The 22,547-nt window shown below is 66.8% G+C and carries 20 protein-coding genes; 10 read left to right on the top strand and 10 right to left on the bottom strand.

The features are described from left to right. Positions 1–101 precede the first annotated feature (101 nt). Complete coding sequence (locus AC07M9_RS09560; protein ID WP_494883281.1) at positions 102–1,934, top strand: M2 family metallopeptidase; 1,833 nt, start codon at positions 102–104, stop codon at positions 1,932–1,934. On the opposite strand, the gene AC07M9_RS09555 is transcribed toward AC07M9_RS09560, so the two are convergent. Further along, positions 1,885–2,673: a sulfotransferase family 2 domain-containing protein gene (locus AC07M9_RS09555; protein ID WP_494883279.1), complete on the bottom strand. Its 789-nt coding sequence runs from the start codon at positions 2,671–2,673 to the stop codon at positions 1,885–1,887. The genes AC07M9_RS09560 and AC07M9_RS09555 overlap by 50 nt on opposite strands. A gap of 131 nt (positions 2,674–2,804) precedes the next feature. Here AC07M9_RS09555 and AC07M9_RS09550 point away from each other — a divergent pair, with 131 nt between their 5' ends. Continuing rightward, entirely contained in the window at positions 2,805–3,983 is a 1,179-nt protein-coding gene (locus AC07M9_RS09550) for a GAF domain-containing sensor histidine kinase (RefSeq protein ID WP_494883277.1), read from the top strand. Between the two features lie 41 nt (positions 3,984–4,024). Here AC07M9_RS09550 and AC07M9_RS09545 read toward each other — a convergent pair whose 3' ends face one another. The 5 genes from AC07M9_RS09545 to rpsF all read right to left on the bottom strand — a co-directional run bounded on the left by AC07M9_RS09545 (position 4,025) and on the right by rpsF (position 7,388). Next, positions 4,025–5,455, bottom strand: coding sequence for an AMP nucleosidase (locus AC07M9_RS09545; RefSeq protein ID WP_494883276.1), 1,431 nt, complete (start codon positions 5,453–5,455; stop codon positions 4,025–4,027). Between the two features lie 64 nt (positions 5,456–5,519). Next, positions 5,520–6,017 carry a GNAT family N-acetyltransferase gene (locus AC07M9_RS09540; protein ID WP_494883274.1) on the bottom strand — a complete coding sequence of 166 codons (498 nt, stop codon included), beginning with the start codon at positions 6,015–6,017 and terminating at the stop codon, positions 5,520–5,522. A 166-nt stretch (positions 6,018–6,183) separates the two neighbouring features. Continuing rightward, positions 6,184–6,780 carry a 50S ribosomal protein L9 gene (rplI, locus tag AC07M9_RS09535; RefSeq protein ID WP_494883273.1) on the bottom strand — a complete coding sequence of 199 codons (597 nt, stop codon included), beginning with the start codon at positions 6,778–6,780 and terminating at the stop codon, positions 6,184–6,186. 15 nt (positions 6,781–6,795) lie between these two features. After that, complete coding sequence (gene rpsR / locus AC07M9_RS09530) at positions 6,796–7,020, bottom strand: 30S ribosomal protein S18 (RefSeq protein ID WP_007686754.1); 225 nt, start codon at positions 7,018–7,020, stop codon at positions 6,796–6,798. 5 nt (positions 7,021–7,025) lie between these two features. Next, positions 7,026–7,388 carry a 30S ribosomal protein S6 gene (gene rpsF / locus AC07M9_RS09525; RefSeq protein WP_494883271.1) on the bottom strand — a complete coding sequence of 121 codons (363 nt, stop codon included), beginning with the start codon at positions 7,386–7,388 and terminating at the stop codon, positions 7,026–7,028. Between the two features lie 270 nt (positions 7,389–7,658). Between rpsF and AC07M9_RS09520 the strand changes: the two genes are divergently transcribed. Beyond that, a complete protein-coding gene (locus AC07M9_RS09520) occupies positions 7,659–10,331 on the top strand; it encodes a M1 family metallopeptidase (protein ID WP_494883269.1) in 2,673 nt (890 codons plus the stop codon). A 159-nt stretch (positions 10,332–10,490) separates the two neighbouring features. Here the strand turns inward: AC07M9_RS09520 and AC07M9_RS09515 are convergent, their stop codons facing one another. Further along, the gene (locus AC07M9_RS09515; protein WP_494883267.1) at positions 10,491–11,726 is read right to left on the bottom strand and encodes a polyhydroxyalkanoate depolymerase; all 1,236 of its coding nucleotides are present in this window, start codon (positions 11,724–11,726) and stop codon (positions 10,491–10,493) included. A gap of 122 nt (positions 11,727–11,848) precedes the next feature. Between AC07M9_RS09515 and AC07M9_RS09510 the strand changes: the two genes are divergently transcribed. After that, positions 11,849–12,517 carry a glutathione S-transferase gene (locus AC07M9_RS09510; protein ID WP_494883265.1) on the top strand — a complete coding sequence of 223 codons (669 nt, stop codon included), beginning with the start codon at positions 11,849–11,851 and terminating at the stop codon, positions 12,515–12,517. A 180-nt stretch (positions 12,518–12,697) separates the two neighbouring features. Here AC07M9_RS09510 and AC07M9_RS09505 read toward each other — a convergent pair whose 3' ends face one another. Then, the gene (locus tag AC07M9_RS09505) at positions 12,698–13,522 is read right to left on the bottom strand and encodes a flagellin N-terminal helical domain-containing protein (protein ID WP_494883264.1); all 825 of its coding nucleotides are present in this window, start codon (positions 13,520–13,522) and stop codon (positions 12,698–12,700) included. Positions 13,523–13,696: 174 nt separating this feature from the next. On the opposite strand from AC07M9_RS09505, the gene AC07M9_RS09500 reads away from it, so the two are divergent. Next, a complete protein-coding gene (locus AC07M9_RS09500; protein ID WP_494883262.1) occupies positions 13,697–14,641 on the top strand; it encodes a DUF808 domain-containing protein in 945 nt (314 codons plus the stop codon). A 33-nt stretch (positions 14,642–14,674) separates the two neighbouring features. Here AC07M9_RS09500 and AC07M9_RS09495 read toward each other — a convergent pair whose 3' ends face one another. Beyond that, positions 14,675–16,087, bottom strand: coding sequence for a glutamate ligase domain-containing protein (locus AC07M9_RS09495; protein WP_494883261.1), 1,413 nt, complete (start codon positions 16,085–16,087; stop codon positions 14,675–14,677). Between the two features lie 135 nt (positions 16,088–16,222). Between AC07M9_RS09495 and AC07M9_RS09490 the strand changes: the two genes are divergently transcribed. From AC07M9_RS09490 to dnaN, 4 genes are all read left to right on the top strand, one after another. Continuing rightward, complete coding sequence (locus AC07M9_RS09490) at positions 16,223–17,032, top strand: LD-carboxypeptidase (RefSeq protein ID WP_494883259.1); 810 nt, start codon at positions 16,223–16,225, stop codon at positions 17,030–17,032. Positions 17,033–17,149: 117 nt separating this feature from the next. Next, entirely contained in the window at positions 17,150–18,085 is a 936-nt protein-coding gene (gene fabD / locus AC07M9_RS09485; protein WP_494883258.1) for an ACP S-malonyltransferase, read from the top strand. Between the two features lie 107 nt (positions 18,086–18,192). Further along, positions 18,193–18,957, top strand: coding sequence for a 3-oxoacyl-[acyl-carrier-protein] reductase (gene fabG, locus AC07M9_RS09480; protein ID WP_007684830.1), 765 nt, complete (start codon positions 18,193–18,195; stop codon positions 18,955–18,957). 186 nt (positions 18,958–19,143) lie between these two features. Beyond that, positions 19,144–20,262, top strand: a complete 1,119-nt coding sequence (dnaN, locus tag AC07M9_RS09475; RefSeq protein WP_494883257.1) for a DNA polymerase III subunit beta — start codon at positions 19,144–19,146, stop codon at positions 20,260–20,262. 97 nt (positions 20,263–20,359) lie between these two features. Here the strand turns inward: dnaN and AC07M9_RS09470 are convergent, their stop codons facing one another. Then, on the bottom strand, positions 20,360–21,613 hold the full coding sequence (locus AC07M9_RS09470) for a CaiB/BaiF CoA transferase family protein (RefSeq protein ID WP_494883256.1): 1,254 nt from the start codon (positions 21,611–21,613) through the stop codon (positions 20,360–20,362). Between the two features lie 144 nt (positions 21,614–21,757). Here AC07M9_RS09470 and AC07M9_RS09465 point away from each other — a divergent pair, with 144 nt between their 5' ends. Continuing rightward, positions 21,758–22,537, top strand: a complete 780-nt coding sequence (locus tag AC07M9_RS09465; protein ID WP_494883254.1) for an SDR family NAD(P)-dependent oxidoreductase — start codon at positions 21,758–21,760, stop codon at positions 22,535–22,537. Positions 22,538–22,547: the final 10 nt, after the last annotated feature.

Here is a 22,547-nt window from a genome sequence, read left to right as displayed (position 1 = left end):
CAGCCTGGCGCGGACTGCGGAAAAATCGATCGGCCGGTGTTGATCTGGCGCGGGCCCCGTCTAGTCTCCGGACCATCAAAAGGTTCAGAGAGGTCCGCCCCATGAAGTTCGCATCCACCGCGCTGACGGCGCTCGCCGCAAGCCTGTCGTTCGCCGCCATGCCCGCGGGGGCTCAGGAGGCGCCCGCCTACGCCATGACTGCGGATGGGGCCGCCCGGTTCGTCGCCGATGCCGAGAAGGACCTGTTCGCCTTCTCGCTCGACAACAACCGCGCCAACTGGGTCAACTACACCTACATCACCGAGGACACCGACGCGCTGGCGGCCAGGTCCAACGGCGACCTGACCGAAAAGCAGGTGAAGTATGCAGTCGAGGCGGCGAAGTTCGCGAAAGTCGCCGGGCTCGACGCCGACGTGTCGCGCAAGCTCGGCATCCTACGCCAGGGCATCGTCCTCCCGGCACCGACCACGGCGGGCGCGGCGGCGCGGCTGAGCGAAATCTCCACGCGCCTGTCCTCCGCCTACGGCAAGGGCAAGGGCACGCTGGACGGCAAGCCGATCAATGGCTCGGACATCGAGGCCGAGATGGGCAACCTCGAGCATACGCCCGCCGAGTTCGCCGAGATGTGGACCTCGTGGCACGACAACGTCGGCAAGCCGATGAAGGGCGACTACGTGAAGATGGTGGGCATCGCCAACCAGGGCGCGGCCGAGCTTGGCTATGCCGACGTCGGCGCGATGTGGCGCTCGGGCTACGACATGACGCCCGAACAGTTCGCCGCCGAGACGCAGCGCCTGTGGGAGGAGACCAAGCCGCTCTACCTCGCGCTGCATACTTACGTGCGCCGCAAGCTCAACGAGAAGTACGGCGACGCGGTGCAGCCGCGCACCGGCCCGATCCGCGCCGACCTGCTCGGCAACATGTGGGCGCAGGAGTGGGGCAACATCTACCCCCTCGTCGCACCGGAGGGGGCGGGCGCCCTCGGCTACGACGTGGGCGACCTGCTCAAGGCGAAGCAGAAGACGCCGGTCGACATGGTCAAGGCGGGTGAGGGCTTCTATTCCTCGCTCGGCTTCGACCCGCTGCCGGATACGTTCTGGACCCGCTCGATGATCGTCAAGCCCGCCGACCGCGAGGTGATCTGCCACGCCTCGGCCTGGGACGTGGACAACAAGGACGACATCCGCATCAAGATGTGCACCAAGGTGAACGCTGAAGACTTCACCACGATCCATCACGAACTGGGCCACAACTATTACCAGCGGGCCTACAACAAGCAGCCGTACCTCTACCTCAACGGCGCCAACGACGGCTTCCATGAGGCGATCGGCGATTTCGTGGCGCTGTCGATCACGCCGCAGTACCTTGTCCAGATCGGCCTGCTCGACAAGGCCCGCGTGCCCAGCGCCGACAAGGACACCGGGCTGCTGCTGCGCCAGGCGATGGACAAGGTGGCGTTCCTGCCGTTCGGTCTGCTGATCGACCGCTACCGCTGGGGCATCTTCGACGGTTCGATCAAGCCCGCCGACTACAACAAGGCCTGGACCAAGCTGCGCCTCGACTACCAGGGCATCACCCCGCCCACGGCGCGGCCCGACGATGCCTTCGATGCGGGCGCCAAGTACCACATTCCCGGCAACACGCCCTACACGCGCTACTTCCTTGCGCGCATCCTGCAGTTCCAGTTCTACCAGGCTGCGTGCAAGCAGGCCGGCTGGAAGGGCCCGCTGCACCGCTGCAGCTTCTATGGCAACAAGCAGGTCGGCGCAAAGCTGAACGCGATGCTGGCGATGGGGCAGTCGAAGCCCTGGCCCGAGGCGCTGAAGGTTTTCACCGGCTCGCGGCAGATCAGCGCCAAGCCGATGCTCGACTACTTCGCCCCGCTCAAGACGTGGCTCGATGAGCAGAACAAGGGCGAAAAGTCCGGCTGGTAAGCATCGCTGCCTGCTGCCTCAGCGCGAAGTCCGAGCTGTAGAAGTCCCTCACGAAGGCTTCCTGGCTCGGATTGAGCGCCGGGGGATAGGCGGCCCCGCAGCGATTGAGGCGGGGCAGGTCGTCGAGTCCGTGCAAGTCGACAATGTCGCCGAGATTGCCGAGCGCTTCATAGGGGACGAGGGTGTCGATGCGGCACTCGCCGGCGGCGTCGGTGAGATACCAGCTCTGCGGCCGGAAGATGTGGTCGATGTCGAAGGGCGTGCGGGCGGTCGCGAGATGGTCGATAGCATCGTCGATGCACTCGAAGCCCCGGTAGCGGGCGTTGAAGGGACGGGCCACGGCGCGTTCGCCGGTGCCGCCATTGCGGGCATAGCGATAGGCGGACAGGAACCGGGCGACCGGATCGCGCACCACTGCGAAGCTGGGCAGATCCAGCACGTCGGGCGCGACCATGGCGTAGTAGCGCACGGTCTCATGCTTGATCTGCTGGCCGTAGAGCCTGTCGCACACCGAGGTCCCGGCGTTCTTTGGGACGTGGATGAACAGGACGCCGCACGTCCTGATGGCGGCGATGCGGTCGCGGCGCCTGGCGTTGGGCGGATAGGGAATACGCCAGCGCGACAGGCGCTCGGGCACATCGCTGACGAGGCGGACGCCGAATACCGAGGCGATCAGGCGGTTGATGCCGGAGGTGCCAGTGGGTGCGGGGCTGGGCGGGAAGCTGGGGATCAGGTACATGGACCATGCCTATCCCGCTGATTTCGGCTGCCGATTTCATCACATTGCAGCTATGTACCTACGGAATTGACGCATTGAGACGAGTCGCCGGAACGCATGGATATGCTAGGCAGACCCCGCAAGGAGGCGGCATGGGACTGCTTGAAAACGATGTTGCGGCGGTACGACGGATCGACATCGTCCCGACCATCCTCGACACTATCTGCCGTCTCACCGGCATGGGCTTCGCCGCCGTTGCACGGGTTACCGAGGAGCGCTGGATAGCGTGCGAGGTGCTCGACAAGATCGGCTTCGGCCTGCTTCCGGGCGGCGAGCTGAAGATCGAGACCACCATCTGCCACGAAATCCGGCAGGCCGGCCGACCGGTCGTCATCTCGGACGTTCAGGCCGACCCTGCCTACCGCGACCACCACACTCCGGCGATCTACGGGCTGCGCAGCTACATCTCGATGCCGATCATGCGCGCGGACGGGACTTTCTTCGGCACCTTGTGCTGCATCGATCCCAGCCCTGCCGACCTCGATCGTCCTGAAGTCCAGGCCACGTTCCGGATGTTCGCCGAACTCCTGGCGTTCCATCTCGATGCCGCCGACCGGCTGACGGTCTCGGAAGAGAAGCTGGCTGTGGAAGTGGAGGCGGGCGAACTGCGGGAACAGTTCATCGCGGTCGTCGGCCATGACCTGCGCAACCCCCTGGCCGCCATCGACGCAGGCGTGACCATGCTGCGCAAGCTGCCCGAGCCTTCGCGCGCGGAATTGATCCTCGACCAGATGCAGCGCAGTTCCTCGCGCATGTCGCTGCTGATCGACAACATCCTCGACTTCGCGCGTGGCCGGCTCGGGGGAGGGTTGGCGCTGGAGTATCGCGACGAGGACATCGAGCCCGTCATCCAGGATGTCGTCTCCGAACTGGCAGCAAGCCATCCGGAGAGCGACATGCGCCTGAAATGCGATGTCGGGGCGGTCCGGGTGCGCTGCGACCGCCAGCGCATCGGACAATTGCTGTCGAACCTGCTGGGCAACGCTCTGGCCCATGGCGATCCGGCCGGGCCGATCGTCGTCGAATGCGGCGTGATGGATGGCAGATTCCGGTTGTCGGTCACGAACGGAGGAGCGGAAATCCCGCTCGCCGCGCGCGCCCGCCTGTTCCATCCCTTCGCGCGAGGCAGCGGCGGAGCGGGGCGCGAGGGGCTTGGGCTTGGCCTTTACATCGCCTCCGAGATCGCCAACGCGCACAGCGGCGGACTGGCCGTCGAATCCTCGCCGGAACAGACCACCTTCACTTTCACAATGCCGCTGGGCGATGCCTGAACAGCCGCCGCCCCGGTTAATCCGTAGAGACGGTCAAGAGGTCACCGGAACGGCGGCTCGTTGAAGGCGCGCAGCTTGCGCGAGTGCAGGCGGTCGCCCTGTTCGCGTAGCAGGTCGCAGGTGATGAGCCCGATCTTGAGGTGGCTGGCGATGGCCTCCTCATAGAAGCGGTTGGCCTGGCCCGGCAGCTTGAGTTCGCCGTGGAGCGGCTTGTCCGAGACGCAGAGCAGGGTGCCGTAGGGCACCCGGAAACGGTAGCCCTGGGCGCTGATGGTGGCGCTTTCCATGTCGATACCGATCGCCCGGCTGAGCGAGAAGCGCTTGGCCGAATCGGTGTAGCGCAGCTCCCAGTTGCGGTCGTCGGTGGTGACCACGGTGCCGGTGCGCATGCGCTTCTTGAGGTTGGCGCCGCCGCCGCCGCTGACGATCTCTGCCGCCTGCGCCAGCGCCATCTGGACTTCGGCGATGGCGGGAAGCGGGATTTCGGGCGGCAGCACCGGGTCGAGGACGTGATCGTCGCGCAGGTAGGCATGGGCGAGGACGTAGTCGCCGATGCGCTGGCTTTCGCGCAGGCCGCCGCAGTGGCCGATCATCAGCCAGGCTTCGGGACGCAGCACCGCGAGGTGGTCGGTGATGGTCTTGGCGTTGGACGGGCCGACGCCGATGTTGACCAGCGTGACGCCCGAGCGGTCCTCGCGCACGAGGTGGTATGCGGGCATCTGGTGGCGCCGCCAGGCCGTGTCGGACAGCCGGGCGCGGGCGTTCTCGGTCGGCGCGTCGAGGTAGAGACCGCCCGCACCCGACAGCGCGACGTAGCCGTCCGAACCGACCTGCTTGCCCGCCCAGTCGACGAATTCGTCGACGTAGCGGTGGTAGTTCGTGAACAGGATGAAGCGCTGGCAATGTTCAGGGCTGGTGCCGGTGTAGTGCGCCAGCCGCGCGAGGCTGAAGTCGGTGCGCAGCCCGTCGAACAGCGCCAGCGGCTGCGGCTCGTCGGGCTGGAAGACGTGGATGCCGTCGGCGATCTCGTCGCCGATCATGGCCAGTTCGGTGCTGGGGAAGTGAGCGGCCAACTCCTGCGGCGTCACCGCGCCGACCGGCACGCCTTCGAGCACATAGGGGAACGGGATTTCCTGCGCGGAGGCGACGACCTCGAACTCGACCTCGTACTCGGCCTCGATCAGCGCGAGCTGTTCGGTGAGGTAGTCTGCGAAAAGGTGGGGGCGGGTGACCGTGGTGGAATAAGTGCCGGCAACTTCAAGCCGGCCGAACGCGCGCGAGGCGCGCGCGGCGCGTTCGGTGCCGCGATAGGTGATGCGCAGCTCCGGATAGGTCCAGGCGCGCGCGGCGCGGCGATCGGTGGGGGGAAGGGTGCCGTGCTCGACGAAGGCGGTGATATCGGCCTTAAGAGTGGAGACAGCGGCTTCGTAGACGCGGACCAATTCCGCGAGGGTTTCTTTCATCATCTGCATGGCCATCTATTACGCAATCTCTGTTGCGGCGCAATAGGGGGCGTTTAGGGCGCGGGTGTGACGGCTAGGAGGCCAGTTCCAGCGCCAGGTAAGTCACGGTCTTGCCGTTCCCCAGCAGCGCTTCGCCCACCGGCGCGAAGCCGAGCGCCTCGTGGAAGGCCTCCGAAGCCGGGTTCGGAGGGTCGGAATTGACCTCGCAGACGATCCGCTCGAGCCCGCCCAAGCGGGCGGCTTCAAACAAATGGGCGTAGAGCAGGCGGGCGAGGCCGCGTCCGCGCGCCTCGGGGGCGGTGACCACGCGGTCGATGTAGACGAAGCCGGCGTAGCGCTTCGCGAACCACTGGTAATTCGCGCTGTCGTAGGCGGCGCCCGGCGCGAAGGCGATGAGCATGGCATCGACCATGCCGACCCGCGCGGCAAGGAACGCCTCGTCCACCAGCATCCCCATGCGGTTCTCGTCCGCCCACGAGAGTTCGACGGCATGGGCGTTGTTGAGCGCCACCATCGCGGCGCGCAAGGCGGCGTCGGTGCGGTAGGCGGCGGGGGTGATGGAGGTGATCATTAGGGGTGTTCCCCGGTTGAGGCTTCTGTCCATGCCAAACTTCGTCATCCCCGCCTACGCAGGAGCGACGGAAGAGTGATGCAGGGCACTGACCCAAAAAGGAAAAGGCCCCCGCTCCGATGAAGCGAGGGCCCTGTCATTCCTTGGCAGACGCCGAAGGGAAAGCTCAGGCCTGAGCTTCGCCCTCTTCGACTTCTTCCTCGACCGCGATTTCGCCGGGTTCGGCGTTCGGGTCGTAGGCTTCGGTGAAGCCCGAGACGTCCTGTTCGAACATCGCGGCCATCACGTCTACGCCCTGCGTCTGCAGTTCGGCCTCGTCGGGCGAACGCGCGACGTTGACCTTGACGTTGACCGAGACTTCGGGGTGCAGGCTGACCTTGACGTCGAAGATGCCGAGAGTCTTGATCGGGCGTTCCAGCACGATCATGTTCTTCGACAGGTTTGCGCCGTCGGCGTTCAGGGCGTCGACGATGTCACGCACCGAAACCGAACCGTAGAGCTGGCCCGAGTTCGACGAAGCGCGGATCAGGACGACCTGCTTGCCTTCGACGTCGGTCGAGTGCGTCTGAGCGGCCGTGCGGCGCTCGGCGTTCTCGGCCTCGATCTTGGCGCGGTTGGCCTCGAAGACCTTCTTGTTGCGGTCGTTGGCGCGCAGGGCCTTCTTGTTGGGAAGAAGGTAGTTGCGTGCGTAGCCGTCCTTGACGGTGACGACGTCGCCGATGGCGCCGAGCTTTTCGACGCGTTCCAGGAGGATGATGTCCATTGGGTCAGTCCCTCCTTACTTGACGATGAAGGGAAGCAGGCCGATGTGCCGGGCGCGCTTGATCGCCTGGCCCAGCTCACGCTGCTTCTTGGCGGAAACCGCCGTGATGCGGCTCGGGACGATCTTGCCACGCTCGGACATGAAGCCCTGGAGCAGACGAACGTCCTTGTAGTCGATCTTCGGCGCGTTCTTGCCCGAGAACGGGCAGGACTTGCGGCGGCGGAAGAATGCACGTGCCATGGAGGTCAGTTCCCTTCACGTTCGCGACGGCGCGTACGCTCGCGGTCGCTCTTGCGCATCATGACCGAAGGGCCTTCCTCGTGCTCGTCGACGCGGATGGTGACGTAGCGGATGACGTCTTCGTTGATCGAGGTCTGACGCTCGAGCTCGGCGACGGTGGCGCCATTGGCTTCGATGTTCAGCATCACGAAGTGCGCCTTGCGATTGCGCTTGATCTTGTAGGCGAGGTTCTTGAGGCCCCAGGTCTCGGTCTTGACGACCTTGCCCTGGTTCGACTCGACGATCTCGCTTGCGGCGGTAGCCAGCGCATCGACCTGCGCTTGGCTGAGGTCCTGGCGTGCCAGGAAAACGTGCTCATATAGAGCCACGGCAGCTTCCTTTTCTCAACATAACCGATCGCTGGCTTGTCCGCGGGATTGCGGGGCCCCTCCGGCTTTCTTGGCTTTTCCCCGAAGTCTCGTGACGATGGGGAAGGCGGGCCCTTACCGGATTCGGGGGCAAATGCAAGCGCGCAGGGGGCAGGGAGGCGCGGCGAGGCATCAGATGCTTATGAGACTTAGTTGCGCATTATGGCATTTTTGTTGCGTGTCGAGGATCGTGCGTTAGCAAGGCGGCCCCAAGAAAAATTCGAGTCGCCAATGAAAATCAATGTTTGCTGCGCCATGTCGGCGCTGCTCGCCGGCGTTGCCCTTTCGATGTTTGGGACCAGCCCGGCGCTCGCACAAGCCTCCGCCAGCCAGGGTGCGACCGCCATGACCGTCACTACCCAGCTTCCTCGCAGCGTCCGCCCGACGCACTACGACGTCACCGTCACCCCCGACGCGCAGGCGCTGACTTTCGCCGGCAAGGCGGCCATCACCGTCGATGTTTTGACCGAGACGCGTACGATCACGCTGCAGGCCGCTGACCTCGTGATCGCCGGGGCCGCGCTCGCCACCAGCGGCGGCAAGCGCATCGGCGCATCTCTCGTCGAGCTCAACGCCGACGAGCAGACAGCGACCTTCACGTTTGCCAAGGCCGTGGCGCCCGGCAGCTACGTGCTGTCGATCGACTACACCGGCAAGATCAACACGCAGGCGTTCGGCCTCTTCGCGCTCGACTACAAGGCGGCCGACGGCTCGCAGAAGCGCGCGCTGTTCACGCAGTTCGAGAATTCGGACGCGCGCCGCTTCATGCCGTCGTGGGACGAGCCGTTCTACAAGGCGACCTTCGGCCTGAAGATGGTAGTGCCGAGCGATGAGATGGCGGTCGGCAACCTGCCGGTCGAGAGCCGCAAGCCTGCAGGCAAGGGCAAGACCCTCGTCACTTTCGGCCAGAGCCCGAAGATGTCGACGTACCTGCTGTTCTTCGGCCTCGGCGACTTCGAGCGCAAGACGACGCAGGCGGCCGGCACCGAGATCGGTGTGCTGACCAAGCGCGGCGACCTCGCCCAGGCGGACTACGCGCTGGGCGCCTCGGCCGACCTGCTGCCGTGGATGAACGACTACTTCGGCACGCCTTATCCGCTGCCCAAGCTCGACCACATCGCGGCGCCGGGCCGCAGCCAGTTCTTCAGCGCGATGGAGAACTGGGGCGGCATCTTCTACTTCGAAAACGCGATGCTGCTCGACCCCAAGATCGCGTCGAACTCCCTGCGTGAGCGCATCTTCACCGTCGTCGCGCACGAGATGGCGCACCAGTGGTTCGGCGATCTCGTCACGATGTCGTGGTGGGACGACCTCTGGCTGAACGAGGGCTTCGCCTCGTGGATGGAGAGCCGGGCGACCGAGAAGTTCCACCCCGAATGGCACCCGGAACTGACCGCGATGGGCGCGCGCGAACTGGCGATGGGCCAGGACGCCTACGTCACCACGCATCCGATCATCCACCCGATCAAGACCGTGGAAGAGGCCAGCCAGGCCTTCGACAGCATCACCTATTCCAAGGGCGAGGCGGTGATCCGCATGCTGGAGGCCTATGCGGGCTCGAAGCAGTGGCAGGCGGGCGTGCAGGCGTACATGAAGCGCTACCAGCACTCCAACACCGTCACCGACGACCTGTGGACCGAGATCGAGAAGGCATCGGGCAAGCCGATCGCGCAGATCGCCCACGACTTCACGCTGCAGCCAGGCATCCCGCTGGTGAAGGTTTCCGCCTCATGCGCGGGCGGGCAGACCAGCCTCAGCCTCGAGCAAGGCGAGTTCACCCGCGACCGTGCCGACAAGAAGCCGCTCGCCTGGCGCGTGCCGGTGCGTGCGGCCGGGCTGACCGGCGAGGCGGCCGATACGCTGCTGCAGGGCAAGGGCGCGCTCAAGGTGGCGGGCTGCGGCCCGGTCGTCGTCAATGCCGGGCAGTCTGGCTACTACCGCGTGCTCTATGATCCCGCCACATTCGCCGGTCTCGCAAAGTCGATCGCCAAGGTGCAGCCGGTCGACCAGCTCGGTATCCTCAACGATGCGGTGGCGTTGGGATATGCCGGCCGCCAGCCGATGGCCGACATGCTCGATGTCGTGAAGAGCCTGCCCGCCGATGCCTCGCCGCAGGTCATGGAGCGCGCCGCCAAGGTGATCTCCGAACTCGGCGGCTATGCGCGCGGGGACGACAGGCGGCAGGCGGCCCTGTCGCGCTTTGCCAACGCGCGGCTGCTGCCGGTGCTCCAACGTCTCGGCTGGACCCCGCGCGCGGACGAGCAGGTGACCGACGGCGACCTTCGCGGCACCCTGATCGAGACGCTCGGCGCGCTGGGTGAACCCACCGTGCTCGCCGAGGCGCGCCGCCGCTTCGCCGCGTCGAAGACCGATCCTGCTGCCCTCGACCCGTCGCTGCGGGTGTCGATCCTGACCGTCGTCGCCAAGAACGCCGATGCGGAGACCTGGGACGCGCTGCACGAGATGGCGAAGTCCGAAACCTCGGCGCAGGTCAAGACCACGCTCTACTCGCTGCTCGGCATGGCGAAGGACCCGGCGCTGGCCGACAAGGCGCTGGCGCTGTCGCTGACCGACGAGCCGGGCGTGACCACCAGCCCGGTGATCATCAGCTCGGTCGCGACCGGCGGCCAGCCGGACAAGGCGTTCGATTTCGTGATCGCTAACCACGACGCCGTCATGGCCCGCGTCGATGGCTCGGGCGCGACCCGCTACGTCGCCAAGCTGGCGCAGGGCAGTGCTGATCCGGCGATGGTCGATAAGCTCAAGGCCTACGCCAGCGCCCGCCTGCCGGTCGGCGCCCGCCGCCCGGTCGACGAGGCCATCGCCAGGATCCAGGATCGGATCCAGGTCAAGCAGACCCGCATGGCGGAGGTCGATGCCTGGCTGAACAAGGCGGGGTACTGACGTAAAGAAACGTCGTCCCCGGCTCGGCCGGGGGCGATCGCTTCTGGCCGAACATCGAACCAGAACCTCGTCGTCCCCGCCTGCGCGGGAACGACGAGGTCTTATAGGGTCAGCGAGTACCGATCCGGGGCCGGGTAAGACGCGAGGTGGCGCCAACCCTCAAGCCATCGCCAAAATCATGTTCCGTACCTGCGGATAGACCTCGCGGTCCCACTTCGAGCCCGAGAACACCCCGTAGTGCCCCACGCCCGGCTGCAGGTGGTGGCGCTTCAGGTGCGGCCGCAGGCTGGTGCAGAGCAGGTGCGCCGCCGCCGTCTGGCCCACGGCGCAGATGTCGTCGCGCTCGCCTTCGACGGTGAGCAAGGCGGTCTTGCGGATCGCCGAACAGTCCACCAGCCGGCCCCGGTGCGTGAGTTCGCCTTTGGCGAGCAGCGCCTGCTGGAACACCTTGTCGATGGTCTCGAGATAGAATTCGGCCGTCATGTCGAGCACGGCGAGATATTCGTCGTAGAAGTCCTCGATCTTGTCGGCCTCGGCCTGCTCCTGGTCGGCAAGGTGCTGGTAGAGCTTGCGGAACTGCGCATAGTGGCGGCCCGAATTCATCGCCATGAAGGCCGAGAGCTGGATGAAGCCCGGGTAGACCTTGCGGCCGCCGCCCTTGTAGCGCCAGGGCACGGTATGGATCAGGTTATCCTCGAACCACGCGAAATCCTGCGCGTTGGCGAGGTCGTTCACCGCGGTGGGCGACTCGCGCACGTCGACGGGGCCGCCCAGCAGCGACATCGTGCGCGGCTGGCAGGGATCGTCGTCCTGCGCCATCAGCGCCACGGCGGCGAGCACGGGCACGCAGGGCTGGCACACCGCGAGGACATGGGCGCCGCGCTTCTCGTGCGGGTCGCCGAGTTCCTGCAGGAAACGGATCACATAGTCGATGTAATCGTCGAGCCCGAAGGTTCCGGCCGAAAGCGGCACGTCGCGCGCGTTGTACCAGTCGGTGAGGTAGACGTCGTGGTCGCGCAGCAGCGTCTGCACGGTGCCGCGCAGCAGGGTCGCGAAGTGGCCGGACAGCGGCGCCACGACGAGGACCTTGGGCTGCGGCACGGCGACCTCGGGCTTGGCGAAGTGCAGGAGGTCGCCGAACGGCATGGCGAGCGTCACTTCCTCGACTACCGGGGTCAGGGCGTTGCCGCAGAGCACCTCGTCGATGGCGTAGTCCGGGCGGGCGTGAGTGACGGCGGACTTCTCGAACGTCTCGGCCAGCGCGAAGAGGCGGCGGGCGAACGGCATTTTGTCCGCGCCGCCTAGGAATTTGTCGCGAAAACCCGTCGCGGCGCGCGCGGCGAATCGGGCGGGGGCCAGCGTGTCGCAATATGCCTGATAGGCCTGGTAGAGCATGCGTGAGCGTCCCCCGACCGTTTGCCTGACTCGCCATTCGGACAGGCGACTGCAATCGGTTCTGGATTCATGCTGCGCTGCATCATAAGCTGATGCAAGCAAAAGCGCGAGGATGCACGCCCATGACAAAAGCTAGCGAACCCGGCGCGACTCTGACGATATCGAGCAAGACCTATTCCGCCTGGTCGCTGCGCGGCTGGCTGCTGTGCCGGCTTGCCGGGCTCGACGTCACGGAGAAGATGGTGGCGAACGATGCCGCCAATCGTGCCGAACTCCTGCTGCTCTCGCCGTCGGTGCTGGTGCCGCGCCTGACCTGGAAGGGCGCCGGCGTCTGGGACACGCTCGCCATCGCGGAGTTCCTGAACGAGCAGTTTCCCGATGCCGGGCTGTATCCCAGCGACCCGATCGCGCGGGCGCACTGCCGCTCGATTTCGGGCGAGATCCACTCGGGCTTCAGCAACCTGCGTTCGGCGCTGCCGATGAACCTCAAGGTCCGGCACGAGAAGTTCCCGGTATTCTCCGGGGCTCGTCCCGATATCGAGCGGATCGAGGCGATCTGGATCGACTGCCTCCGGACGCATGGCGGCCCGTTCCTGTTCGGCAAGACGCCGACCGTGGCGGATGCCATGTACGCGCCGGTGACCACGCGCTTCACGACTTACGCCGTGGCCCTGCCGCCGGAGTGCTCGGCCTATTGCTGCGCCGTGGCCGAATGGGCGCCGATGCGCGAATGGACCGAGGCGGCGAAGGCCGAACCGGAAGAGATGGAAGAGCTCGACGTCGAGTTCTGACGGCGCATCGAACTGACCTCGATACCGCTACAAGCTCTCCCATCAACCCCGTCGTCGCCGCGTTCTTCACCTGTGCGCGGAGCCACTTGCCCTCGCACATACCGAAACGCCCGGCGGTCAGGGCTGACCGCCGGGCTGGGCCCTCCGGGGGACGGGAGGCCGGTGTCGGTGTCGCTTGCGTTAGCGCAGGAGCGACAGGACGTTCTGCTGGCTCTGGTTGGCCTGCGCGATCATCGCGGTCGAGGCCTGGCTGAGGATCTGCGCCTTGGCCATCTGGGTGGTTTCGGTCGAGTAGTCCGCGTCCTCGATGCGGCTGCGCGCGTCGGACAGGTTGGTGACGTTGTTGGTCAGGTTGTTGATCGCCGATTCGAGGCGGTTCTGGCCGGCGCCGAGCGAGGCGCGGGTGGCGTTCACGTCCTTGAGCGCGGCATCGACCTTGGTCAGCGTGGTCGAGGCGAGCGTCGAGGACGTCACGTCGAGCGCCGAGGCGGTGAGGTTGGTGCCGTCGATGGCCTTCGAGGTCAGCGTGACCTTCTCGCCCGAGTTGGCGCCGGTCTGGATGTCGAAGCTGAGGTCCGAGCCAGACGTGGTCGAGAGCAGCGCGTTGCCGTTGAACTTGGTCTGCGTCAGCGAGTCGCTGATCTGCGAGGTCAGCGCGGTCACTTCCTGCTGCATCGCGGCGCGGTCGGAGGTCTGGTAGGTGCCCGAGGCCGACTGGATCGCCAGTTCGCGGACGCGCTGGAGCATGTTGCTGACTTCCGACAGCGAGCCTTCCGCCGTCTGCGCCAGCGAGATACCGTCGTTGGCGTTGCGGATGCCCTGGCTCATGCCGCGGATCTGCGAGGTCATCGAGGTCGAGATGGCAAGGCCCGCGGCATCGTCCTTGGCGGAGTTGATGCGCTTGCCGGTCGACAGGCGCTCCATCGCGGTGCCGAGCATCTTGTTGGCGGAGTTCGAAGCGTTCGAGGCGCGAATCGCGCTGATGTTGGTGTTGATGACTGACATGGTGTTCCCCGGTAGGCCTTCTGCTTGAAGGCCCCGATCCTGGCGCCTTCTTCGTATGGCCAAGAGAACGGTGGGGGCTGTGAGTATTTAAGCGGGACTTGCTTTCGCTTGATTGCGCACCGTATCCCCCGCATGAGCCGTTCGCCCTTCGCAGTTGCAAACAAAGGATTCCTCATGCCATCCGGCCTTGTCGCCCTGCTCGATGACGTGGCCGTCATCGCCCGCGCCGCCGCAGCCTCGCTCGACGACGTCGGCATGGGGGTCGCCAAGGCGGGCACCAAGGCCGCCGGCGTGGTGATCGACGATGCGGCGGTGACGCCCGGCTACGTGACCGGCTTCACGCCCGACCGCGAACTGCCGATCATCTGGAAGATCACCAAGGGTTCGCTGTTCAACAAGCTGGTGATCCTGCTGCCGATCGCGCTTCTGTTGAGCGCCTTCCTGCCGCAGGCCATCACCCCGATCCTGATGGTGGGCGGTCTCTACCTCGCTTTCGAGGGCGCTGAGAAGGTGATCGAGAAGCTGGGCGGCGAAAAGCACGGCGAGACGCTGGAGGACCCGGTCGAGGACATCGCCAGCTTCGAGAAGACCCGCGTGTCCGGCGCGGTGCGCACCGACCTGATCCTCTCGGCCGAGATCATGGCGATCGCGCTGGGCACCGTTAGCGAGGAGACGATCGTCACGCAGGCGGTGACGCTGGCGCTGGTGGGCGTGGCCATCACCGTCGCGGTCTACGGCGCGGTGGCGCTGATCGTGAAGATGGACGACGTCGGCCTGCACCTCGCCAAGAAGCCGAGCGCTGCGGCGCAGGCGACCGGCCGCGGTTTGCTGAAAGCAATGCCGGTGGTGCTCAGCCTGCTCGGCAGCGTCGGCACGCTGGCGATGCTGTGGGTGGGCGGCGGCATCATCCTGCACGGGCTCGAGGAACTGGGCGTGCCGGGACCGGCGCATATCGCGCATGGCATTGAACTTGCCCTAGCCGCGGCGGCAGGGCCGCTGGGTCCGGTGGCGGGCTGGCTGGGTTACGCGGTGGCTTCGGCGATCGTCGGGCTGGTGCTGGGCGCGGTCGTCGCTGTGGTGGTCCACCTCGTCGCCAAGGCGCGCGGCAAGGCGCACTGACCGCGTCGTCCCCGGCTCCACCGGGGGCGTGGGTCAGGCCACCGCCGTCAGGATATCCTTGGCGAACACGGTCAGCGTATCGTCGCGCGCGCCCATGACGACCACGCGGTCGCCGGGGCGGGCGGTCTGGGCGATCCAGGTGCCGCAATCGGCGCGCGAGGGGATGTATTCCGCCTGGCCGCCATGCTCGCGGATAAGGCGCACGATCCGTTCGCTGCCCTCGCTGCGGTCGACGGTGCCGCCGAAATAGACCGGGTCGCACAGCACCGTCACGTCGTCCGGCTCCAGCCTGCGGGCGAGCACTTCGGCGAGTTCCGCGCCCATTTGCCGCAGCGGCCCGTAGCCGTGCGGCTGGAAGAACGCGATCACGCGGCCGGGGTGAGCCTTGAGGGTGGCGAGCGTGGCCGAAACCTTGTCCGGGTTGTGTCCGAAATCGTCGATCACCGTCACCCCGCCTGCCGATGTGCCGACGATGTCGAACCGCCGCGCGAGGCCCGCAAACGAGCCCAGCGCAGCCACCGCCTCGGCGACCGGCACTTCCGCGGCATTGGCGGCGGCGATGGCGGCGAGCGCGTTGTAGAGGTTGTGGCGGCCCGGCACCTTGAGCGCCAACGCATGCGCCGTCCCGTCGCGCCGGTCCAGCACGGTAGCGGCGAGGGTGGTCGGCCCCTCGACCACGTCCACCGCGCCGATCTGCGCCTCGGCCGACGTAATCCCGAAGGTCACCAGCGCCTGCGCGCGTCCGGCGAGTGCGGCAGTCTCGGCATCGTCGAGGTTGATCGCGGAAATCTCTGCAAAGGCAAGGAAATCGCCGAAGAGTTCGCGCAGTTCCTCGAGGCTCTTGTGGTCGAGGCTGACGTTGCCCAGCACCGCCACTCTGGGCCGGTAGAGCGCGATTGAGCCATCGCTCTCGTCCACTTCCGACACAAAGGCGTCGCCCTGGCCTACGCGGGCGCTGGCGAACGGGGCGTCGGGGCTCACGAAATTCTTCATCACCGCGCCGTTCATGATCGTCGGGTCGCGGCCCGCCTGCGTCATGATCCAGCCGGTCATGCCGGTGACGGTCGACTTGCCAGAAGTGCCGCCGATGGCAATGCCGAGGGGCGCGGCGTTGAACAGCGCGGCGAGCAGCTGCGCGCGGCTCATGCGCGGGCAACCCAGTTCGGCCGCGCGGACCACTTCGGGCACGGTATCCTCGACGGCGGCCGAGGCGACCAGCGTCTGCTGGGCCGAGACCACGCCACTGCCGTCCTGCGGGTGAAGCTCGAAGCCGAGCGATTCGAGCCACGCGAACTTCTCGGGACTACGCCCCTGGTCTCGGCTGCGGTCCGACCCCGCGATGGTGGCGCCGTGGCCCTTTAGGATCAGCGCCAGTGGCAGCATCCCGGAACCGCCGATGCCGCAGAAGAACCAGGAATGGGCGGTGAGGGTGGTCTCGTCGGTCATGGACGGGACGTATTTCGAGCTGGCCCCAAAAACAACCGTCATCCCTGCGAAGGCAGGGATCCCGCTTTACTGGACCGGTGGAAAAAGCGGGATCCCCACCTTCGCGGGGATGACGGAGGAAGCTAGGCTCACGCCATGACCCGCATCGCCGTCTGCGCCCCGTCCACCCCGATCACCCGCGAGGACGCGGACCGTGTGCTGGCGCTGGCCGCCGCCGAGTTTCCAGGCGTCGAGATCGTCGTCCACGACCAGTGCTTCGCGGCCGAAGGCCACTTCGCCGGCTCCGACGACTTGCGCGCCGCCGCGCTGGTGGAGTGCGCCAACGATCCGTCGTTCGACGCGGTCTGGTTCGCGCGCGGCGGCTACGGTGCCTGCCGGATCGCGGAAGACGCATTGGCGGTGTTCAACCACGGCGCGAAGGCCAAGACCTTCCTGGGCTATTCCGACGCGGGCTATCTGCTCGGCGGTATCTATCGCGGACGCATGGGCAAGGCGGTTCATGGTCCGATGCTGGCCGACATCCGCCGGGAAGGCGGCGAGGACGCGGTGCGACGCGCGCTCGGCTTCCTTTCAGGCGCGCGTGACGGCCTCGAACCCTCGCTGGCAGGCGAGCGCCATCCCGTCGCCGCCTTCAATCTGACGACGCTGGCCATGCTGGGCGGCACGCGGCTGATGCCGGGCCTCGCGAACCATGTGGTCATGGTCGAGGAAGTGTCCGAATACCTCTACGCCGTCGACCGCCTGTTCTTCCACGCCACGGCGCACCTGGGCGGCATCGCCGGCCTGCGCCTCGGCCGCGTCAGCGACGTGCCGGAGAACGACCGTCCGTTCGGCGCCGATGCCGTCGAAATCGCGCGCCACTGGTGCGATCGGCACTCGATCGCCTTCCTGGGCGAGGCGGATATCGGCCACGACGCGGCCAACCGGATCGTCCCCTTCGGCTGAGGGATTCCCCCCTCGGGGCTTGCGATCGGCGGCCAAGGTCAATAACCCCCCGCGCCACACTCGATTCGCAAGCGGTCCGTCATCCATCGACCGCCGCACAACAAGGACGGTCGCAAGATGCGTGCATTCGTTTTTCCCGGTCAGGGCAGCCAGAAGGTCGGCATGGGCGCCGATCTCGCCGAGGCCAGCGCCGTAGCGCGCGAAGTCTTCCAGGAGGTCGACGACGCTCTCGGCCAGCATCTTTTCAAGATCATGACCCAGGGGCCGGAAGATCAGCTGACCCTCACCGCCAATGCCCAGCCGGCGATCATGGCGAACGCCATTGCGGTGCTGCGCGTGCTCGAGAAGGAAGGCGGCATCGCGCTGGCCGACAAGGCGGATTTCGTCGCCGGCCACTCGCTGGGTGAGTACACCGCGCTCTGCGCTGCCGGTGCCTTCAGCCTCGCCGACACCGCGCGCCTGCTGAAGCTGCGCGGCGAATCGATGCAGGCCGCCGTGCCGGTCGGCGTGGGCGCCATGGCCGCGCTGCTCGGCGCCGACATCGAGAAGGCCACCGCGCTGGCCGAGGCGGCTGCCGAGGGTCAGGTCTGCACCGTCGCCAACGACAACGACCCGGGCCAGGTCGTGCTTTCGGGCCACCGTGAGGCGATCGAGCGCGCCATCGCCCTGGTCAAGGACTTCGGCGTCAAGCGCGGCATTGCGCTTCCCGTGTCCGCGCCGTTCCACTGCCCGCTGATGCAGCCCGCTGCCGACGCCATGGCCGAGGCGCTCGACGTTACCCGCCCCGGCGCCCTGCGCGTCGCGCTGTTCGCCAACGTCACCGCCGCCGTCGTCACCGACCCCGCCGAAGTGCAGCGCCTGCTCGTCGAGCAGGTCACCGGCCGCGTCCGCTGGCGCGAGAGCGCGATCGCGATGCACGCGGCGGGCGTCGAGCGCTTCGTCGAACTGGGCGGCAAGGTCGTCGGCCCGATGATCAAGCGCTCCGCGGGCGACGTGGACGTGACCTCCGCCTCGACGATGGCCGAGATCGAGGAACTCGCAAAGACCCTGTAATGTCCGTCGTCCCGGGCTTGACCCGGGGCCGCCGGCGGTTTGAAGAGAGGCCTGCGCGGCGGGCCCGCGATCCCGGGCCGAGTCCCGGGACGACCTAGGAGTTTCACATGTTCGACCTTCACGGAATGACTGCCCTGGTGACCGGCGCGAGCGGGGGAATCGGTTCTGCAGTCGCCCGCGCGCTGGCGGCGCAGGGCGCGCGCCTCGCGATCTCGGGTTCCAACGCCGACAAGCTGCGCGCCTTCCGCGACGAACTCGACGAGCACAGCCCGCAGGCGCCGCAGGAGGTCGACCACGTCGCCATCGCCTGCAACCTCTCGGACGCCGAGCAGGTCGAGAAGCTGGTGCCCGCCGCGCTCGAATCGCTGGGCAAGATCGACATCCTGATCAACAACGCCGGCATCACCCGCGACAACCTCGCCATGCGCATGAAGGACGAGGAGTGGGATGCGGTGATCCGCGTGAACCTCGAATCGACCTTCCGCCTGATGCGCGCCGTCGCCAAGCCGATGATGAAGGCCCGTTTCGGACGCATCATCAACGTGACTTCGGTCGTCGGCACCACCGGCAACCCCGGCCAGATGAACTACTGCGCGGCCAAGGGCGGCATCACCGCCATGTCCAAGAGCCTCGCGCAGGAACTGGCTACGCGCGGCGTCACGGTGAACTGCGTCGCCCCGGGCTTCATCCGCACCGCCATGACCGACGTCCTGCCCGATGCCCAGAAGGACGCGCTCAATGGCCGCATCCCGATGGGCCGCATGGGCGAGGGCGAGGACATCGCCTCCGCCGCCGTCTTCCTCGCCAGCAAGGAAGCCGGCTACGTCACCGGCCAGACGATCCACGTCAACGGCGGCATGGTGATGATCTGAGGGTGAGAGCTGGGGGACGGCGCCGCTCTCCCCCACGGTCTCACGCCAAACCCCCGATTTATCCCCAGATTCGCGGTTTTCCGCCTAGTTCATGCTTGCCGCTCTGCCGTCTGCCGCTAGAGATAGTCGTCCTGAAATTCGGGTTGTTCCGAACCCAAGGCCGACCAAGGGGGACCTGAGGCTGTCATGAAGGCCACGATCGAACGCTCCACGCTTCTGCGCTGCCTGTCGCACGTGCAGTCCATCGTCGAGCGCCGCAATACCATCCCGATCCTGTCGAACGTGCTGATCGAGGCTTCCGCCGGCGGGTCGCTGCGCATCATGGCGACCGATCTCGACCTCCAGGTCGTCGAATCGCTCGGTGCCGTCTCGGTCGAGGCAGCGGGCGCGATCACGGTTTCGGCGCACCTGCTCTACGACATCGCGCGCAAGCTGCCCGAAGGCAGCCAGGTCAGCCTCGACGCCGCCGACAACCGCATGGTCGTCAAGGCCGGCCGCAGCCGCTTCCAGCTGCCGACGCTGCCGCGCGACGATTTCCCGATGATCGCCGAGGGCGAGCTGCCGACCAGCTTCGAAATCCCGGCGGCCACGCTGGCGCAGCTGATCGACCGCACCCGCTTCGCGATCTCGACCGAGGAAACGCGCTACTACCTCAACGGTATCTTCCTCCACGTCAGCGACGAGGAGCTGAAGGCCGCCGCGACCGACGGCCACCGCCTCGCGCGCTTCACGATCGCCCGTCCCGACGGCGCGCAGGGCATGCCCGACGTGATCGTGCCGCGCAAATGCGTGGGCGAACTGCGCAAGCTGCTCGAAGAGGCGCTCGACACCAACGTTCTGGTGGACCTCTCCGCCAGCAAGATCCGTTTCACGCTCGGCGGCGAAAACGGCGTGGTGCTGACCAGCAAGCTGATCGACGGCACCTTCCCGGACTACACCCGCGTCATCCCGACCGGGAACGACAAGCTGCTCCGCATCGACCCTAAGAGCTTCTTCCAGGGTGTCGACCGCGTCGCGACGATTGCCACCGAGAAGACCCGCGCGGTCAAGATGGCGCTCGACCACGACCGCGTGACGCTCTCGGTCACCTCGCCCGACAACGGCACGGCGGCCGAGGAAGTGCCGGCGGACTACAGCTCGGAAGGTTTCGAGATCGGCTTCAACGCCAACTATCTCAAGGACATCCTCGGCCAGATCGAAGGCGATACGGTGGAACTCCACCTCGCCGACGCTGCGGCGCCGACGCTGATCCGCCAGGACGAGAAGAGCCCCGCGCTCTACGTGCTGATGCCGATGCGCGTCTGATTTTCAGGGCAGACTGAGCGAACGAAGAGGCCGGGGCGCTTGTCCCGGCCTCTTCGTTGGAGCGCGTTCCTCCCCGAAGGGAGAGGAAAGGCGCCGCTCAGATCGCCTTGGCTTCCTTCAGCGCCGCGATGCCTGCTTCATCGTAGCCCAGTTCGGCGAGAATCTCATTGGTGTGTTCGCCCAGCATCGGCGGGGCCATGCGGATGGTCGCCGGGCTTGCCGACATCTTGGCGAGTGGGCTGGCGATCAGGTCGACCGAACCGCTGGCGGCGAAGGCGTGGGGCGTCGTCGCGCGAAGGCCGCGGTGCTGGACCTGCGGGTCCTCCCAGACGTCGGCGAGTTCGTTGTAGCGCGCCGCCGGGATGCCGGCACCGTCTAGCTTGGCCTGGACGTCGTCGGTGGTGAACTGGCGGCTCCAGGCGTTGATGATCTCCATCAGCTCGGCCCGGCTGGTCTTGCCGCGCTTGAGGTTGGTGTCGAAGCGCGGGTCCGCGTTGAGTTCGGGCTGCTCCATCAGCACGGTCAGGCGGCGCCAGTGCTCGTCGGTGCCGGCGGTGAGGTAGATGATGCCGTCGCTGCAGTAGATGAGGTCGGCCGGTCCGCCGCCGTTGCCGCCGTTGCCGAGGCGGGGCGGGGCCTGGCCGCTGATCAGATAGTCCTGCATGATGTGGCTGACCATCGCTACCGAACTGTCGAGCAGCGCGATGTCGATGTACTGTCCCTCGCCGGTCGCATGGCGGTGCATCAGCGCCCCCAGGATCGCCAGCGCGGTGTTGTGGCCGGTCACGAAGTCGACGAGGCTGGGGCCGGTCTTGAGCGGGCCGGAGCCGGGCTGTCCTTCGGGAATGCCGGTGACCGCCATCATGCCGCCGGTGGCCTGGAACAGGCCGTCGTAGCCGGGCAGGGCGGCCATCGGCCCGGTCTGGCCGAAGCCGGTGACCGAGCAGTAGATGAGGCGCGGGTTGATCGCTTTCAGCGTCTCGTAGTCGAGCCCGAAGCGCTTGAGGTCGCCGACCTTGTAGTTCTCGATCAGAACGTCGGCGGTCTTGACCATCTCGCGCAGGATTTCCTGCCCCTCGGGCTTGGAGTGGTTGAGCGTGATCGAGCGCTTGTTGCGGTTGGACACGGTGAAGAAGCTGGAATGGCGCGTCTCGATGCCGTCCTTGCCGGGCACCCACGAGAAGCCGTAACCGCGCCCGTCGTCGCCCACGCCGGGCCGCTCGATCTTGATGACGTCGGCGCCGAGATCGCCGAGGATCTGGGCGCCCACGGGAGCGGCGAAGACGCGGCTCATGTCGATCACGCGGATGCCGGCGAGGGCGGCTTTCGGGGCAGAAGGTTCGGTTGTCATGGGCCCTGACTAGCCAGCACCGCGGCGGGGGCAAAGACGGGCGCAGGCAATACCGCCCGGGCGGTTCGACGGCGGCTGGGGCGGGGGTTAGAGCTTGCCAGCTTCCTTGGGGAAGGATGAGTTGGGTTGACGAAAGGGACATCAGTGAAGGTAGCGATCATCACGGGCGCGGGCAGCGGCATCGGTCTCGAAACCGCGAAGATCCTGCACGCCGAGGGTTTTGCCATCGTCGGCGTCGGTCGCAGCAAGGACAAGCTGGCGACGCTCGAAGCCGCGATCGGCAATCCAGAGCACGTCCTGGCGATCAGCGCCGACCTCACCGACCCGGCGGCGCCGAAATCGATCGTCGAGCAGACGCTGGCCCGCTTCGGCCGCATCGACGCGCTGGTCAACAATGCCGGCGTCGGCAGCCCCAAGCCGCTCGACGAGACCGACGACGAGACGCTCGACGGCTTCCTCGACATCATGCTGGTGGCCCCGTTCCGCCTCTGCCGCGATGTGATCCCGCACCTCAGGGAGGGCGCCAGCGTGGTCAACGTCACCAGCACTTTCGCGCACATCGGTGGCCGCCGCGGCGGCGCCTATTCTGCGGCCAAGGGTGGGCTCAAGTCGCTCACCGAGCACATGGCTTGCGAATACGGCCCGCGCGGCATCCGTTCGAACTGCGTGGCGCCGGGCGTCACGATGACCGACATGGTCCGCCACCGCTTCGAGGACGAGGGTTTCAAGCGCGCCAACGTCGAGACCACGCCCTATCCGCGCCTGGCCCAGCCCGAGGACATCGCCTCGGTCATCGCGTTCCTGTGCCTGCCGGGCAGCGAGATGATCAACGGCCAGTCGATCGTCGTCGACGGCGGCTGGACGGCGACCAAGTACCTCTCGCCCCGCGTCACCCGCACCACCTGGGTCGAGCCGGCGGAGTGAACGACTGACG

The organism is Novosphingobium sp. GW821-FHT09E05 (assembly GCF_059416165.1).
The sequence above is the reverse complement of the archived record's forward strand: the minus strand, read 5'-3'. Positions and strand labels throughout refer to the sequence as shown.